The 15,704-nt window shown below is 48.2% G+C and carries 13 protein-coding genes; 7 read left to right on the forward strand and 6 right to left on the reverse strand.

What is annotated here, in order from left to right; all coding sequences use genetic code 11:
- The first annotated feature begins 103 nt into the window (after positions 1-103).
- From rpoZ to BSR11_RS11920, 5 genes are all read left to right on the forward strand, one after another.
- Positions 104-376 carry a DNA-directed RNA polymerase subunit omega gene (rpoZ, locus tag BSR11_RS11900; protein ID WP_004394406.1) on the forward strand — a complete coding sequence of 91 codons (273 nt, stop codon included), beginning with the start codon at positions 104-106 and terminating at the stop codon, positions 374-376.
- 38 nt (positions 377-414) lie between these two features.
- Complete coding sequence (gene spoT, locus BSR11_RS11905) at positions 415-2,535, forward strand: bifunctional GTP diphosphokinase/guanosine-3',5'-bis pyrophosphate 3'-pyrophosphohydrolase (protein WP_072670570.1); 2,121 nt, start codon at positions 415-417, stop codon at positions 2,533-2,535.
- Positions 2,536-2,635: 100 nt separating this feature from the next.
- The gene (gene trmH / locus BSR11_RS11910) at positions 2,636-3,322 is read left to right on the forward strand and encodes a tRNA (guanosine(18)-2'-O)-methyltransferase TrmH (RefSeq protein WP_072670571.1); all 687 of its coding nucleotides are present in this window, start codon (positions 2,636-2,638) and stop codon (positions 3,320-3,322) included.
- A 69-nt stretch (positions 3,323-3,391) separates the two neighbouring features.
- Positions 3,392-5,473: an ATP-dependent DNA helicase RecG gene (gene recG, locus BSR11_RS11915; RefSeq protein WP_072670572.1), complete on the forward strand. Its 2,082-nt coding sequence runs from the start codon at positions 3,392-3,394 to the stop codon at positions 5,471-5,473.
- 288 nt (positions 5,474-5,761) lie between these two features.
- On the forward strand, positions 5,762-7,156 hold the full coding sequence (locus BSR11_RS11920; protein ID WP_072670573.1) for a uracil-xanthine permease family protein: 1,395 nt from the start codon (positions 5,762-5,764) through the stop codon (positions 7,154-7,156).
- 70 nt (positions 7,157-7,226) lie between these two features.
- Here the strand turns inward: BSR11_RS11920 and envZ are convergent, their stop codons facing one another.
- The 4 genes from envZ to BSR11_RS11940 form a co-directional block, all read right to left on the reverse strand.
- The gene (gene envZ / locus BSR11_RS11925) at positions 7,227-8,528 is read right to left on the reverse strand and encodes a two-component system sensor histidine kinase EnvZ (protein WP_072670574.1); all 1,302 of its coding nucleotides are present in this window, start codon (positions 8,526-8,528) and stop codon (positions 7,227-7,229) included.
- Positions 8,529-8,612: 84 nt separating this feature from the next.
- Positions 8,613-9,335 carry an osmolarity response regulator transcription factor OmpR gene (gene ompR / locus BSR11_RS11930; RefSeq protein WP_072670575.1) on the reverse strand — a complete coding sequence of 241 codons (723 nt, stop codon included), beginning with the start codon at positions 9,333-9,335 and terminating at the stop codon, positions 8,613-8,615.
- Between the two features lie 263 nt (positions 9,336-9,598).
- Positions 9,599-10,204, reverse strand: coding sequence for a bifunctional 4-hydroxy-2-oxoglutarate aldolase/2-dehydro-3-deoxy-phosphogluconate aldolase (locus tag BSR11_RS11935; protein WP_187026955.1), 606 nt, complete (start codon positions 10,202-10,204; stop codon positions 9,599-9,601).
- Between the two features lie 12 nt (positions 10,205-10,216).
- Positions 10,217-11,590: a GntP family permease gene (locus tag BSR11_RS11940; protein ID WP_072670577.1), complete on the reverse strand. Its 1,374-nt coding sequence runs from the start codon at positions 11,588-11,590 to the stop codon at positions 10,217-10,219.
- A gap of 158 nt (positions 11,591-11,748) precedes the next feature.
- Here BSR11_RS11940 and BSR11_RS11945 point away from each other — a divergent pair, with 158 nt between their 5' ends.
- Together BSR11_RS11945 and edd are read left to right on the forward strand one after the other, a co-directional pair.
- Positions 11,749-12,264: a gluconokinase gene (locus BSR11_RS11945; RefSeq protein ID WP_072670578.1), complete on the forward strand. Its 516-nt coding sequence runs from the start codon at positions 11,749-11,751 to the stop codon at positions 12,262-12,264.
- Between the two features lie 2 nt (positions 12,265-12,266).
- Positions 12,267-14,069 carry a phosphogluconate dehydratase gene (gene edd / locus BSR11_RS11950; protein WP_072670579.1) on the forward strand — a complete coding sequence of 601 codons (1,803 nt, stop codon included), beginning with the start codon at positions 12,267-12,269 and terminating at the stop codon, positions 14,067-14,069.
- Between the two features lie 20 nt (positions 14,070-14,089).
- Here edd and BSR11_RS11955 read toward each other — a convergent pair whose 3' ends face one another.
- Together BSR11_RS11955 and greB are read right to left on the reverse strand one after the other, a co-directional pair.
- On the reverse strand, positions 14,090-15,088 hold the full coding sequence (locus tag BSR11_RS11955) for a LacI family DNA-binding transcriptional regulator (RefSeq protein ID WP_072670580.1): 999 nt from the start codon (positions 15,086-15,088) through the stop codon (positions 14,090-14,092).
- 32 nt (positions 15,089-15,120) lie between these two features.
- Positions 15,121-15,597 carry a transcription elongation factor GreB gene (gene greB / locus BSR11_RS11960; protein ID WP_072670581.1) on the reverse strand — a complete coding sequence of 159 codons (477 nt, stop codon included), beginning with the start codon at positions 15,595-15,597 and terminating at the stop codon, positions 15,121-15,123.
- Positions 15,598-15,704 lie beyond the last annotated feature (107 nt).

The raw sequence follows: 15,704 nt of genomic DNA on the forward strand, positions 1-15,704 counted from the left end.
TGGATGACGATGTAATTTGGGCATCGCCTGTCGCTAGTATCTGCTAGCGTTAGGTTGTATACTTTACAATCAACCTTATTTTAGTTAACTATTTGGAGTTCTCATGGCACGCGTAACTGTTCAAGACGCTGTTGAAAAAGTTGGCAACCGTTTCGACTTAGTTCTGATTGCGGCTCGCCGCGCTCGTCAAATTCAAACTGGCGGTAAAGACGCTCTAGTGCCGGAAGAGAACGATAAGACCACGGTTATCGCTCTACGCGAAATCGAAGAAGGTCTGATCACGAAAGATGTACTTGATAATCGTGAGCGTCAAGAGCAACAAGAGCAAGAAGCAGCAGAGTTAGCCGCGGTAAGTAGCATCGTTCATAACCGCTAATTCTGTATCAGCAAGGATTCAACCGACGGGCCTGAAATTTGTATCTATTCGATAGCCTCAAAAGTGTTGTCCAAGAATATCTCACAGAGCCTCAAATAGAGGCTCTGCGCCAATCTTACCTAGTGGCAAGAGATGCTCATGAAGGGCAAACCCGCTCCAGCGGGGAACCGTATATTATCCACCCTGTTGCTGTGGCTCGAATCCTAGCGGAAATGCGCTTGGATTTAGAAACGCTGCAAGCGGCCTTGCTGCACGACGTTATTGAAGATACCTCCGCCACTAAAGCTGAGCTAGAAGCCCAGTTTGGGAGCGCTGTCGCCGAACTGGTTGATGGTGTGTCTAAACTGGATAAACTCAAGTTTCGCGATCGTAAAGAAGCCCAAGCGGAAAATTTTCGCAAAATGGTGCTAGCGATGGTGCAAGATATTCGAGTTATCTTGATCAAACTCTCTGACCGCACTCACAATATGCGTACGCTCGGCGCGTTGCGTCCCGATAAAAAGCGTCGTATTGCCCGTGAAACGTTAGAGATCTACGCCCCTCTCGCTCACCGCTTAGGTATCCATAATATTAAAACTGAGCTGGAAGAGCTGGGTTTTGAAGCCTTATATCCGAATCGCTTTCGGGTCCTCAAAGAAGTGGTCAAAGCGGCTCGTGGTAATCGTAAAGAGATGATTCAACGCATCCATAGTGAAATTGAAGATCGCTTACGAGAAGTCAACCTCTCAGCGCGAGTGGTTGGCCGAGAGAAAAATCTTTATTCCATCTATAACAAGATGAAGACTAAAGAACAGCGTTTTCACACCATTATGGATATCTATGCTTTTCGAGTGATTGTCGATTCGGCCGATACCTGTTATCGCGTATTGGGCCAACTCCATAGCCTTTACAAGCCTCGTCCGGGGCGAGTGAAAGATTACATCGCGGTCCCTAAAGCCAACGGCTATCAATCGTTACATACCTCGATGGTCGGCCCACATGGCGTCCCTGTTGAAGTGCAAATTCGCACCGAAGATATGGATCAAATGGCCGACAAAGGGGTTGCTGCTCATTGGTCTTATAAGGCCAATGGCGAACGAGGAGGCACCACTGCGCAAGTCAAAGCCCAGCGTTGGATGCAAAGTTTACTTGAGTTACAACAAAGTGCGGGTAACTCGTTTGAATTTATTGAAAACGTAAAATCGGATCTCTTCCCCGATGAAATCTACGTCTTTACTCCCAAAGGGCGCATCGTAGAACTGCCGATGGGCGCTACCGCGGTCGATTTTGCTTACGCGGTTCATACCGATGTGGGTAATACTTGCGTTGGCTCACGAGTCGATCGCAACCCTTACCCACTGAGTAAACCGCTTAAAAATGGTCAAACCGTCGAGATCATCAGTGCGCCCGGCGCAAGACCAAACGCCGCTTGGCTCAACTATGTGGTGACCTCTCGTGCGCGGACTAAAATTCGTCAGGTACTGAAAACCATGCGCCGCGAAGAGTCCATCACCTTAGGTCGCCGACTGCTCAATCACGCTCTCGGTGAGCGCTCACTGACCGATATTAGTCCAGAAAATCTGAACCATGTCCTAAGCGAACTCAAAATCGCTAATGAGCAAGATTTACTCGCCGCGATTGGTTTGGGTGAACTAATGAGTATCGTCATCGCACGCCGCTTACTGGGTAATGCCGATGAACTCAACGAAACAGAAAACCCTGACGGTTCGGCGAAGAAAAAATTGCCTATCCGTGGCGCAGAAGGCATTTTATTAACCTTCGCTAATTGCTGCCATCCGATCCCTGATGATTCGATCATTGCTCATGTTTCTCCAGGACGCGGCTTGGTTGTACACCGTGAAACCTGTCCAAATGTACGCGGCTATCAACGAGAGCCGGATAAATACATGGCGGTGGAATGGACCAAAGATTACGATCAAGACTTTATCGCTGAACTGACGGTGGATATGCATAATCGCCAAGGTGCACTGGCCGATTTAACCAATGTTATTTCCAATACTGGCTCTAATATCCACGGTCTTTCTACCGAAGAACGTGATGGCCGTTTGTATACAGTAACGGTTCTGTTAAGCACCAAAGACCGAGTCCACTTAGCAGGGATCATGCGAAAAATTCGTGTGATGCCAAACGCCTTAAAAGTGCGGCGCAGAAAGTACTAACCCATCAACGCACAGAAAGCCCTGAATCAGGGCTTTTTTATTAGCAATAAACTGACGAAGAAAAGGTGTGCCGCATTAGCGTGAGCACATAAATAGATTTATGAATTTAGAACGTTATCAACGCATTCAAAATGTGCTTAAAGCCCGTCAAACCGACTTAACCGTCTGTTTGGAAGAAGTCCACAAACCGAATAATGTTTCTGCAGTGATCCGCACCGCCGATGCGGTTGGGTTACACCAGATTCATGCTGTATGGCCAAACGAACAAATGCGTACCTTAAGCCACACATCGGCAGGAGCACGTAACTGGGTTGAAGTCCAGACTCACAACAGCACGCTAGATGCGGTACATCACCTTAAGAACAGCGGCATGCAAGTTCTGGTAACAAATTTATCTGAGCATGCCATAGACTTTCGCGCCATTGACTACACTAAACCCACCGCCATCATTTTCGGCAGTGAAAAATCAGGTATCTCGCCACAGGCTTTAGCATTGGCCGATCATGATATTGTTATTCCTATGGTGGGCATGGTCCAATCCTTGAATGTTTCGGTGGCTAGTGCGCTGATCTTATATGAAGCGCAGCGCCAGCGTCAGCAAGCTGGGATGTATGACCGCGAACAAAGTGCCCTATCCCAAACAACGATTCAGCGTATTTTGTTTGAGCGCGGTCATCCGGTTCTGGCTAAAGTCGCCAAACGTAAAGGACTGGCATACCCATTATTGGACAATCAAGGGCAGATTATCGCTGATGAAAAATGGTGGGACGCGATGCAGCGCGCATAATTTGACTGTACAAATACACAGCTCAATGATTGAATAACACGTACCATTTCTGATTAACTGGTTGATATTATGTCGCAGCTTCTGTCCGCAATACCATTAACATCCCTATCGGGTGTCGGCGCTAAAGTCGCTGAAAAGCTCGCTAAAGTTGGCTTAAGCAATGTACAGGATCTGCTATTTCATCTTCCACTGCGTTATGAAGACCGCTCACGTATCTATCCGATGGTCAAGCTACACCCAGGCTTGTGGGCAGCAGTCCAAGGTAAAATCACCGCCACAGATACCCATTTCGGCCGACGGAAAATGCTCACCGTAAAGATCAGTGATGGTAATGGCTCTCTCACGCTGCGTTTTTTCAATTTTACTGCAGCGATGAAAAATAGCTTCGCGATTGGTAAGGTGATTTATGCGTTTGGCGAGATCAAACCCGGAAATCACGGACTGGAGATCATCCATCCCGATTATCAGCTTTATACTCAGCCACAAGATGCACAACCCGAAGAAGCAACGCTGACCCCCGTTTATCCAACCACGGAAGGCCTAAGGCAAAGTACACTGCGCAGTTTAACCGAACAAGCTCTTGCGCTACTCGACAAAGCCGCAGTACAAGAACTGATGCCTGATGGATTGTACGATAAACAGATCAGCCTTGCTCAAGCGCTGCATATTTTGCATCGCCCGCCTACTGATATCGATCTGAGCCAATTTGATGAAGGGCGTCATCCCGCTCAAGTTCGCCTGATCATCGAGGAGTTATTAGCGCAAAACCTCTCTATGCTCGCGGTGCGTAGCAAAGGTCAACAAGACGCGGCGCTGCCTCTCGTCACTCAAGGCCAACTCAAAAAACAATTTCTTGCCCAGCTGCCTTTTCAACCGACTCAAGCGCAAACGCGAGTCGTAGAAGAGATTGAAACCGATCTCAGCCAAGCCCATCCAATGATGCGCCTAGTGCAAGGGGATGTCGGCTCCGGAAAAACGTTGGTCGCCGCTTTAGCCGCACTCAGAGCCATTGAACACGGTTATCAAGTGGCGCTGATGGCGCCAACCGAATTGCTGGCCGAACAACATGCGGCGAACTTCGCCAACTGGTTTGCTCCGTTAGGTATTCAAGTTGCTTGGCTTGCTGGCAAACTAAAAGGCAAAGCTCGACAAACTGAATTAACGCAGATTGCCAGTGGCACCGCAAAAATGATCGTCGGTACCCATGCACTTTTTCAAGAGCAGGTTGAGTTTGATCACCTTGCGTTAGTCATTATCGATGAGCAGCACCGTTTCGGGGTCCATCAACGCTTAGAGCTGCGTGAAAAAGGCGCAAAACAAGGCGCTTATCCACACCAGTTAATCATGACGGCAACCCCGATCCCACGCACTCTTGCCATGACCGCCTATGCGGATTTAGAAACTTCAATTATTGATGAACTGCCTCCCGGACGCACGCCAATCCAAACCGTGGCGATCCCGGATACCAAGCGCAGTGATATCATCGAACGGGTTCGTCATGCTTGCCTACATGAGCATAAACAAGCTTATTGGGTCTGTACTTTAATTGATGAATCTGAAGTGCTGGAGGCGCAAGCTGCGGCCGATACCGCTGAAGAACTACAGCGCCAGTTGACTGAACTTAAGATTGGCTTGGTCCATGGACGCATGAAACCCGCAGAAAAACAGCAGGTGATGCAAGCCTTTAAAGACAATCAATTGCATCTTCTCGTAGCAACCACCGTCATTGAAGTCGGCGTCGATGTACCGAACGCTAGCTTGATGATCATTGAAAATCCAGAGCGATTAGGTTTAGCACAATTGCATCAATTGCGTGGCCGAGTCGGTCGAGGCTCTGTCGCCAGTCACTGTGTGCTGCTGTACCGTTCACCCTTATCGAAAACCGCACAAAAACGTTTAGCGGTATTACGAGAGAGCAACGATGGTTTTGTGATTGCTCAGCGCGATCTAGAAATTCGTGGTCCGGGTGAATTATTGGGCACGAAACAAACCGGATTAGCTGATTTCAAAATTGCCGATCTGGTTCGTGATCAACGCTTAATTCCAGAAGTACAAAGAATAGCGCGGCACATTCATGATCACTACCCCACTCATGCTGATGCGATTATTGAACGCTGGCTCGGTGAGCGCGAAGTCTACGCCAAAGCCTAATATTCACCACATTCTCGTTTTCGTGTTACTTGAACGTACAATAATGTCTGTTACCTCTTATTGATACATTAAAAAGCAAACGTTTGCTTTTTCTGATTAAGGATCTATAATCCTCGCCCAAAATCACCAAGATGACGATTTCTCTACTAGCACTGGACTATAGCAAGCAGAGAATCCGGCTTGGTCAACTCAGAGTTGAGCCTGATTAACAGCAATCACAGGCGATAAAAACTCAACGGTGACGGCCCATTCAGCGCACGTCATCGACTGTCATTTTAGGATACCATCATGAGTCACCAACACGATACGCGTCCCTCTGAATTGATCTATCAATTAAATGAGCGCCCGCCTTTGCCCCAAACTTTATTCGCCGCAATCCAGCATTTACTGGCGATGTTCGTTGCCGTCATCACACCGTCGCTGATCATTTGCCAAGCGTTAGGGGTTCCGGCCGATCAGACCAATACCATTATTAGCATGTCGCTGTTTGCCTCTGGTCTTTCATCTTTTATTCAGATCCGAACCTTCGGGCCGATTGGCTCGGGACTGCTCTCGATTCAAGGCACCAGCTTTAACTTTCTTGGGCCAATCATTGGCGCGGGCCTCGCGCTGAAAGCGGGCGGAGCGGATATCGCCACTATGATGGCGGCGATTTTTGGTACCATTTTAGTCGCCTCTTTTGCTGAAATTTTACTATCACGTGTGCTGCAATTTGCCCAGCGGATCATTACCCCTTTAGTTTCTGGTATCGTGGTCACGTTAATCGGTTTGACCTTAGTCCAAGTGGGTTTAGTCTCTATCGGAGGCGGCTACAGCGCACTGAGTGATGGTAGCTTTGGTAGCCTTGATAAACTCGCCTTAGCGGGCACCGTATTAGCGCTTATCGTGATCCTTAACCGAGCTCGCAATCCGTATATTCGCGTTGCCTCTATCGTCATCGCCATGCTGGTCGGTTATATCATGGCTTACTTACTCGGCATGGTCGATACCACACAGCGCCCTCAAAGCAGTCTCATCGCCCTGCCTATCCCAATGCAATATGGACTAAGCTTTGATTGGTCTTTATTCATTCCATTAGTGTTGATTTTTTTGATCACGGCGTTAGAAGCGATTGGTGACATCACTGCGACCTCGGAAGTCTCAGGAGAACCGGTCAAAGGCCCCGTCTATATGAAGCGTATCAAAGGAGGCGTACTGGCTGATGGCATTAACTCCGCTCTTGCAGCACTGCTGAATAGTTTCCCTAACTCAACCTTTAGCCAAAATAATGGGGTGATATTATTAACTGGCGTTGCTAGCCGTTATGTCGGTTATTTCATCGCGGCGATGCTGATGTTACTTGGGCTATTTCCCGGTGTAGCAAGCTTTGTGCAGTTAATTCCAGAGCCGGTACTGGGTGGCGCAACGATTGTCATGTTTGGCACGATTGCCGCCGCTGGGGTACGAATCATTTCTCGAGTCGAGCTTGATCGCCGAGCGATTTTAATCATGGCACTGTCTTTCTCGATGGGATTAGGCATTGCGCAAAAACCTGAAATTCTGCAATTTATGCCAGAAATCATCAAAAGTATTTTCTCTTCTGGTGTTGCCGCAGGTGGCATTACCGCGATTCTACTCAATCTCTTATTGCCGGAGCACTCGACTCGCCAAGAGTCAGAAACCACAGTCACAGAGCAAGCATAAGCGAGTTCAAATAATTAAGCCGGTTGGCGATGCGCTAACCGGCTTAATCCCTGACTGACGACTACCACGCTTACTTGGTTGGAAAACTGAGCTGAATTTTCAAACCACCTTCGCTACGATTATTTAAAACAACCGCGCCATGATGCTGACCAACGATACGTTTTACGATCGCCAATCCAAGGCCAGTGCCTTCACTGCCTCGCGCAGTATCGCCTCGAATGAAGGGCTCAAAGACTTTTTGTACTTGGCTTGGGTCAATCCCTGGGCCGTTATCTTCGACACAGACCCAAGCCATGCGTTTATCCGCGGTTACCCCAGTACTGATTTTCACCCAACCATTGCCATAACGTAACGCGTTCACCACTAAGTTGCTCACCGCACGTTTAATGGCAATCGGATTACCAAATACCGGTTCAATCGAAGCTTGAAAATCCGTTTCAATGTGCAGCTCATAACCGCCTTCAGAGCTGGCAATGTCTCCAGCAATCTCATTGAGGTCGACCGCTTGAAAAGTTTGTTTATCAACCGGCTTTAAATAGTCCATAAACTGGCTGATGATCTCGTTACACTCCTCGGTATCGCTAATGATCCCTTCAGCGAGATAGCTGTCTTGAGGGGACATCATTTCGGTTGCTAAGCGGATTCGCGTCAATGGCGTTCGCAAATCATGACTGATTCCCGCCATCAATAAGGCTCGGTCTTCTTCCAGCGCTTGAATGCCTTGTGACATTTGATTAAATGCGCGAGTTACCGCGCGAATTTCACTGGCCCCACTCTCGACAATTGGCGGCGGGATCTCCCCTCGTCCGACCGCCAACGCGGCTCTTTCTAACGCAATCAAAGGACGATTTTGCAAACGAATGAATAACCATCCTCCGACCAAGATCAGTACGGCGACAAAAATACTGTTACGAAACAGGGGAGCAAAATCATCTTCCCGTAATTCAGTCAGCGGAATACGTAAGATTTGCTCAGGTAACTGTTCGATTTTCATCCATAGAATATAGCTTTCGGCTCCCACGCCCATGCGAACTTCTGTCGGAGAGCCCAGTTCTTCGCTCATTTTATCACTCATCAAATCGATACTGATCGCGCGTTGAAACTCATCCGCCGCCGGACCATCATCACTAAAGATCTCAACCCCAAGCTTTTCCAACACCCGCAAACGTAGCGATCGATCTAAATTAGGCTCCGCATCGGTAAAGCTATCATCCAACATCAAACTGATTTCATGGCTGAGAATTTTATTGAACTGCTGCAAGCTTGGGATCAGCGCATAATTAATCAGCGCAAAATAGGAGTACGCTTGGCTGGCAACCAAGAGGGTAAAAAACAGCAGAATCGTTTGGGTAAATGAACTACGGATTCGCATAGTGCACCTAAGGTGTGAGAATAATGGAGGGATAAAACGATAACAGCCAGTGAACATCTTGAACACTGGCTGCAGACAATAATCTTAACTGGCGGCTTTACCATCTGGTACAAAGACATAACCTAAGCCCCACACCGTTTGAATATAACGCGGTTTGCTTGGGTCAACTTCCAACATACGGCGCAAACGAGAAATTTGCACATCGATAGAACGTTCCATCGCTGAGTATTCTCGACCACGGGCCATATTCATTAATTTGTCACGAGATAAAGGTTCACGAGCATTGGTCACTAAAGCTTTTAATACCGCAAACTCACCAGAGGTGAGTGGCATCGCTTCATCACCACGAAACATTTCTCGCGTGCCCAGATTTAAACGAAACTCACCAAATTCGACAATCGTATCTTCAGCACTAGGCGCGCCGGGCGCTTCGATCACTTGGCGACGTAATACGGCTTTAATCCGCGCCAGTAGTTCGCGGGGATTAAAAGGTTTTGGCAAATAATCATCGGCCCCCACTTCTAAACCCACGATGCGATCAATCTCATCGCCTTTTGCTGTTAGCATTAAAATTGGAATAAGATTATTGGCATTTCTTAAACGGCGACAAATCGATAAGCCATCTTCGCCCGGTAGCATCAGATCGAGCACCATCAAATGGAAAGTTTCACGGGTTAACAGCCGATCCATTTGCTCGCTATTGGCTACGCTACGGACTTGGAAACCTTGTTCAGATAAGTAACGCTCGAGCAATGCACGCAAACGCGCATCATCATCAACCACTAAAATTTTATAGTTTTCTTGCATGTCCACTGATCCCACTAAAAAGAGATGACACCCGCACAGATGAGGGCAAACAAAATGTAACACTGTTGCACGGTGAGCAATTTAAAGAATTGTTAGCATTTATTACCTATTTTCAGCCTACAACTCATCATAACGGATAATCGCGACCAAAAAAGCCTCTTATTTCAATCTTTAACGTTTATATGCATAAAAGGAGATATCGATTGATCAAAAAAGCCAACCATCACGGTTGGCTTAGACATCTCTCAATAAAGAGAGAAAAGTTACAGCTCACGAACCAATTTGGCTATCGCTGGCCAATCGCCTTTATCCATCAAATCAGTTGGTACCATCCAAGTGCCACCACAAGCCACTACCGATGGTAAATCCAAATAGTGCTGTACATTAGCAGCACTGATACCGCCCGTGGGCATAAATTTAACCGGATAGACCGCGCTGAGCGCTTTGAGCATAGCAACGCCACCAGAAGGTTCAGCAGGGAAGAATTTTAAGGTGCGTAACCCCAGTTCCATCGCTTGCTCGACTAAGCTTGGGTTATTCACCCCTGGCACAATGGCGATACCACGTTGCTGACAATATTTCACTGTGGTGGGATTAAGTCCTGGGCTCACAATGAAATCCGCTCCCGCTTGCTGAGCTTGATCCACTTGCGCTGTGGTCAGTACCGTCCCAGCGCCAATCAACATCTCAGGATACGCTTCGCGCATTAGACGAATAGCCTCTTGCGCCGCCTCAGTTCGAAAAGTAATTTCCGCACACGGAAGTCCATTGTCCATCAATACCTTAGCCAGCGGCAGCGCCTGCTGAGCATGGTTAATCGCAATCACGGGGACAATTTTTATCTGCGCCAAGCGCTGTTCAAGAGTCATCATACCTAAACCTTATAGAAGATAGCTAAGAGTGGCGACAATAATAAACGCAATACTACCCAGTAGCGTTTCCATTACCGTCCACGTTTTTAGCGTGGTTTTTTCATCCATTTCCAGCAAGCGAGAGACGAGCCAAAAACCAGAATCATTAAAGTGAGACAGCACCGTCGCTCCACCAGCAATAGCAATTACGATAAAGCATAAGTCTAACTCTGACAAACCTGTGGTTTGCGCAACAATCGGAGCCATTAACGCGGCGGTAGTGGTCAAGGCCACCGTGGCAGAACCTTGCGCAACCCGCAAACAGGTTGAAATCACAAAAGCAGCAACAATCACTGGCATGCCAGTATGAGCCAAGACATCCGCCAGCGCCTGACCGATACCACTAGAGCGTAATACGCCACCAAACATACCGCCAGCACCCGTCACAAGAATCACGGCACAGATCGGAGCTAACGCATCAGTACACAGTTTTTCTAGCTTGCTCATGCCATATTTACCAGCAAAGGTCGCCAAACATACTAATAAGGTGATCAGTAACGCAATCGGTGTTTTCCCTAGCATGCGTAAAAACTCAACCCAAGGTTGCTGACCATCCAGCATCCCAGCCACGGCTAACGTATTTAATCCAGTATCCAAAAAGATCAACAATACGGGCAGAACCAAGATAAACAGTACGGTAGAAAATTTCGGTAAATCCGCTTTGTCTTTAAACATCACTTCAGCATTTAAAAAGGCTTTAGAGAGCGGCAAGTTAAATTTTTCACCACAATAGAGACCAAACAGATACGAGCCAAGATACCAAGTCGGGATCGCCACCAGCAAACCCACTACTAACAGCAGACCAATATCAGCACCCAGTAGCTCAGCAGCGGCCACCGGACCAGGATGCGGAGGAACAAACGCATGCATCACCGCAAACGCACCGGCCGCAGGCAAAGCGTATTTGAGTGTTGAACCGCCAAAGCGTTTCGCGACACTGAACAAAATCGGCATCATCACAATTAAGCCCGCATCAAAAAAGATCGGAAAGCCAAACAGTAATGAAGCAACACCGAGGGCTAAGGGCGCCCGCTGTTCACCAAAGCGGCCAATCAAGGTATCCGCGAGCACTTTCGCCCCGCCCGTCACTTCTAAAATTTTACCGATCATGGCTCCTAAACCAACCAGTAAAGCAACGGAAGCGAGCGTGCCGCCGAATCCCGACATCATGCTCGGCACCACTTGACCTGCTGGAATACCAGCCGCCAGTGCGGTGCCGAAACTGACTAACGTTAATGAAGCAAAAGCGTGAACTTTTAACTTCATGATCAAAAACAGTAAAGCAACGATCGCCGCAAGGGCGAGCAACAACAGATAGGTAGGGCTATGTGCTATTTGGTCCATTTTGTTCACCTTTATCAAGAATGGGATGTTTGTGTTTCGGTTCACAAATCTATAAGTTACGGGTAACATGTTACCGATAACACGATTAAGATAAAGCCAATTCGTTAGGCAAAGTTCAAAATTGAGATCTCGCTCAGATCTCGGATTAAGGAGTCGATATGACCGGTAAAAGCATTATTGTGATGGGTGTCAGTGGCTGTGGAAAAAGCACCATAGGAGCACGCATAGCTGAACGTCTGCAGGCAAAATTTATCGATGGTGATGATTTACATCCTCGCGCCAATATTGAAAAGATGCGCCAAGGCCAACCGCTTGATGACCACGATCGCGCTCCTTGGTTAGAGCGAATTCGTGACGCTGCTTTTAGCTTAGAAAACAAAAATGAACAAGGCATCATTGTCTGTTCGGCTCTGAAAAAAATCTATCGTGATCAAATCCGAGATGGTAATCAGCACGTCACCTTTTTGTTTCTTGATGGCGATAAAGCTCTGATCTTAAAACGCATGCAAGCCCGGCAGGGGCACTTTATGAAAACCGGTATGCTCGATAGCCAATTCGCGACGTTAGAGCGCCCCACCGCCGCGGAGCAGGATGTCCTCAGCATCAGTATTGACGGTGACATTGATGAGGTGGTCAATCAAGCGATCCTCGCTCTACAAGCTCGGGAGCAGTAACCATGATTCAGCCACTCATCTTGCAAGTCACCGAACGAATTGCACAGCGTAGCCGTGAACTTCGTCACGCATTCTTAACCAGAACCGCTCAGCAGCTCGCCGCAGGAAAAGGCAAAGCCAGTCTCTCTTGTGGTAATTTGGCCCATGCCATTGCCGCCTCCTGCCAAAGCGAGAAATCGCACATTCTTGACTTAACCAAATCTAACCTTGCGATCATCACCGCTTACAATGACATGCTCAGTGCCCATCAAGTGTATCTTGATTACCCAGCGCGCATTAAAGCCGCATTACAGTCCAGTGGACACACAGCGCAAGTGGCGGGTGGCGTGCCGGCGATGTGCGATGGGGTTACTCAAGGGCAGCCAGGAATGGATATGTCGCTGTTCTCCCGAGACATGATAGCCCAAGCCACCGCGATGTCGCTGAGCCACAATATGTTTGATGGCACTTTACTGCTTGGTATCTGCGATAAAATTGCTCCGGGACAATTGATGGGCGCGCTCAGTTATGCTCACCTACCGACCGCTTTTATTCCCGCCGGCCCAATGGCCACAGGGATCAGCAATGAACAAAAAGTCGAGATTCGCCAGCAATACAGCGCGGGGCAAGTCGGGCGCGAGGCACTGCTCGATATGGAGTGCAATTCTTATCACTCCCCCGGCACATGCACCTTTTACGGCACCGCCAATACCAATCAATTGGTGTTTGAAGCCATGGGGTTGATGTTACCTGGGGCTGCTTTTGTGGCACCGAATAGCCCATTACGCCATGCCTTAACCGACTATGCGGCCAACGCCATTGCCGCGATGGCACCCGGTACGCCGAGTTATCGGCCACTGAGTAGCGTCATTAACGAGAAAAGTTTAGTGAACGGTATTGTTGCGTTATTGGCTTCTGGCGGCAGTACCAATCACACCATTCACATGATCACGGTGGCACGAGCCGCTGGGCTGCTCTTAACTTGGCAGGATATCAGCGACTTGTCGCAAATCGTGCCGTTATTAACCAATATTTATCCCAATGGCAGTGCAGATATCAATGCATTCGAGGCGGCGGGCGGAGTGCCTATGCTGCTTAGCCGACTCCATGAACGCCACCTGCTGCATAGCGACGTAACCCCGGCTTTCGGTCAGTTTGCCGATCAATTAACTCGCCCGATACTGAAACAAGGGCAACTGAGTTGGCAAGATTGTCATGACACGCTCGATGCCAGCGTGATCGCCGCGCGGCATCAGCAATTTCAACCAACCGGCGGAATCAAAGTACTCAAGGGTAATCTTGGTCAAGCGGTGATTAAAATTTCAGCGGTTAAAGCCGCTCATCATGTGATTGAAGCTCCTGCGAAGGTCTTTAATTCACAACACGATGTAGAAAAAGCTTATCAAGATGGTCAGCTCAACCAAGATTGCATTGTGGTGGTTCGTTACAGCGGCCCGGCAGCCAATGGTATGCCTGAACTGCATAAATTGATGCCAATACTCGGTAACGTACAAAAGGCTGGCTTTAAAATCGCATTGGTGACCGATGGTCGCTTATCTGGCGCTTCAGGCAAAATCCCCGCCGCGATCCACGTCTCTCCTGAAGCACTGCGCGGTGGCGCGATAGGCTTACTGCGCGATGGTGATTTACTGAGATTGGATGCCACCAAAGGTGAGCTAACCTGTTTAACCGATTTAACCCAACGCGTAGCGCAACCAACGCCAAGCGAGCAAGATCAACAAAGCTGGGGACGAGAGCTGTTCACCCTCGCCCGCCAACACGTGACTTCGGCCGATCAGGGTGCGAGCTTTTTATTCACCAGCTAAACATAATTCACGCCAGTGGATTACCAGCTTTCGCCATGAGTTAATCGATAGCCCAAATCATAAACTTTAGGCTCAACAACTTGACCAGAAAGTGCCGCTAGTAATAACTCGGCACTTTTTTTACCAATCGCCAAACGAGGGGTTTCCACGCTGGTTAGACGAGGGATAATCGCCTGCCCAATATCTAACGCATTATACCCCACCACGGCAATCTGCTGTGGCACCGCAATATTGTGGTGATGACAATACATCATCGCCCCGACTGCTAAATCATCATTGGTACAGAAAATACCATCGAGTTGCGGATACTGTTGTAATGCCTGTTGTAGCAAGATACCGCCCAAGGTAAAACTAGAATGCTCACCGGTGGAGACTTGTATCGGCGCTAAGCCCGCTTCGTGCATGGCTCGCTCATAACCTTGCCGACGCAATTGAGTTCGTGTGTCGAGTCGTGCGCCAAGATAAACAATCTGCTGCCGGCCACGGGCAATCATCTGCTGCACCACTTGATACGAGATCTGTTCGTGATCTAACCCAACAGCCATATCAATCGGTTGGGTGGGGATTTCCATCGTTTCAACCACCGGAATTCCGGCAGATTTGAGCATTTGCCGACTGCGCTCGCTATGGTTAGTTTCGGTTAAAATTAGGCCATCAACTCGATAAGAAAGAAACGCGGCGATTTTATCTTCTTCAACTTGAGGGTTATAACCGGTATGAGCAATTAACGTGTCATAGCCAGCCGCTTGAGTCACTTCTTCGATGCCTTGAACCAAGTTAGCAAATACTTGGTTAGAGAGCGAAGGCAAAATGATGCCAATGGCCCGACTAGAGGATTTAGACATGATCGCTGGCACACGGTTATGAATATAACCAAGCTGCTCAACCACCGCGGCGATTTTTTGTTGGGTAACTTGCGCCACAGAATTAGGATCACGCATGTAGCGAGAAACGGTCATTTTAGTAATGCCGACTTGATCAGCAATATCTTGCAGAGTCGGTCTGTTTTTTTTTTGCATATGGTTCTAGCTCAACTGAGCCTGTGAAGGCACTATTTTTGGTAACGAATGGCATTAATAAACCAGAGTTTATCACCGGTTGGCGTTTTTACTGTCACTTCTTCATCCACTTGCTTTTTCAGCAAGGCGCGCGCCATCGGAGAGTCAATGGAAATGTAATCTTTGGCATCACCATAAATCTCTTCTGGACCGACAATACGTAAAGTTTTTGTCTCGCCCGCTTCATTTTCAATTTCGACCCAAGCGCCAAAAAACACTTTGCCCTCTTGCTGTGGCGAGTAGTCGACGATTTTCAACTCAGGCAACAACTTGCGTAAGTAGCGCACGCGACGATCGATTTGGCGCAACAAGCGTTTGTTAAAGGTGTAATCGGCGTTTTCAGAGCGGTCACCTAAGCTGGCAGCCCAAGTGACAATCTTGGTAATTTCCGGGCGTTTTTCATGCCATAGATGATCATGCTCTTGCTTAAGCTTGTCATACCCTGCCCGTGTAATCAGTTTGGTTTTCACCTACTACCTCAATCATCATTACAGAACCTATTGGTTATCTTACCTAATCCACCACACTGGGCATAGCGCTCATCCTCTTCTCTCCACATTCGCTACGCTGAGCGCGT

The sequence above is a fragment of the Vibrio injensis genome (genome assembly GCF_001895205.1).
In the GTDB taxonomy this organism is placed as follows: Bacteria; Pseudomonadota; Gammaproteobacteria; order Enterobacterales; family Vibrionaceae; genus Vibrio; species Vibrio injensis.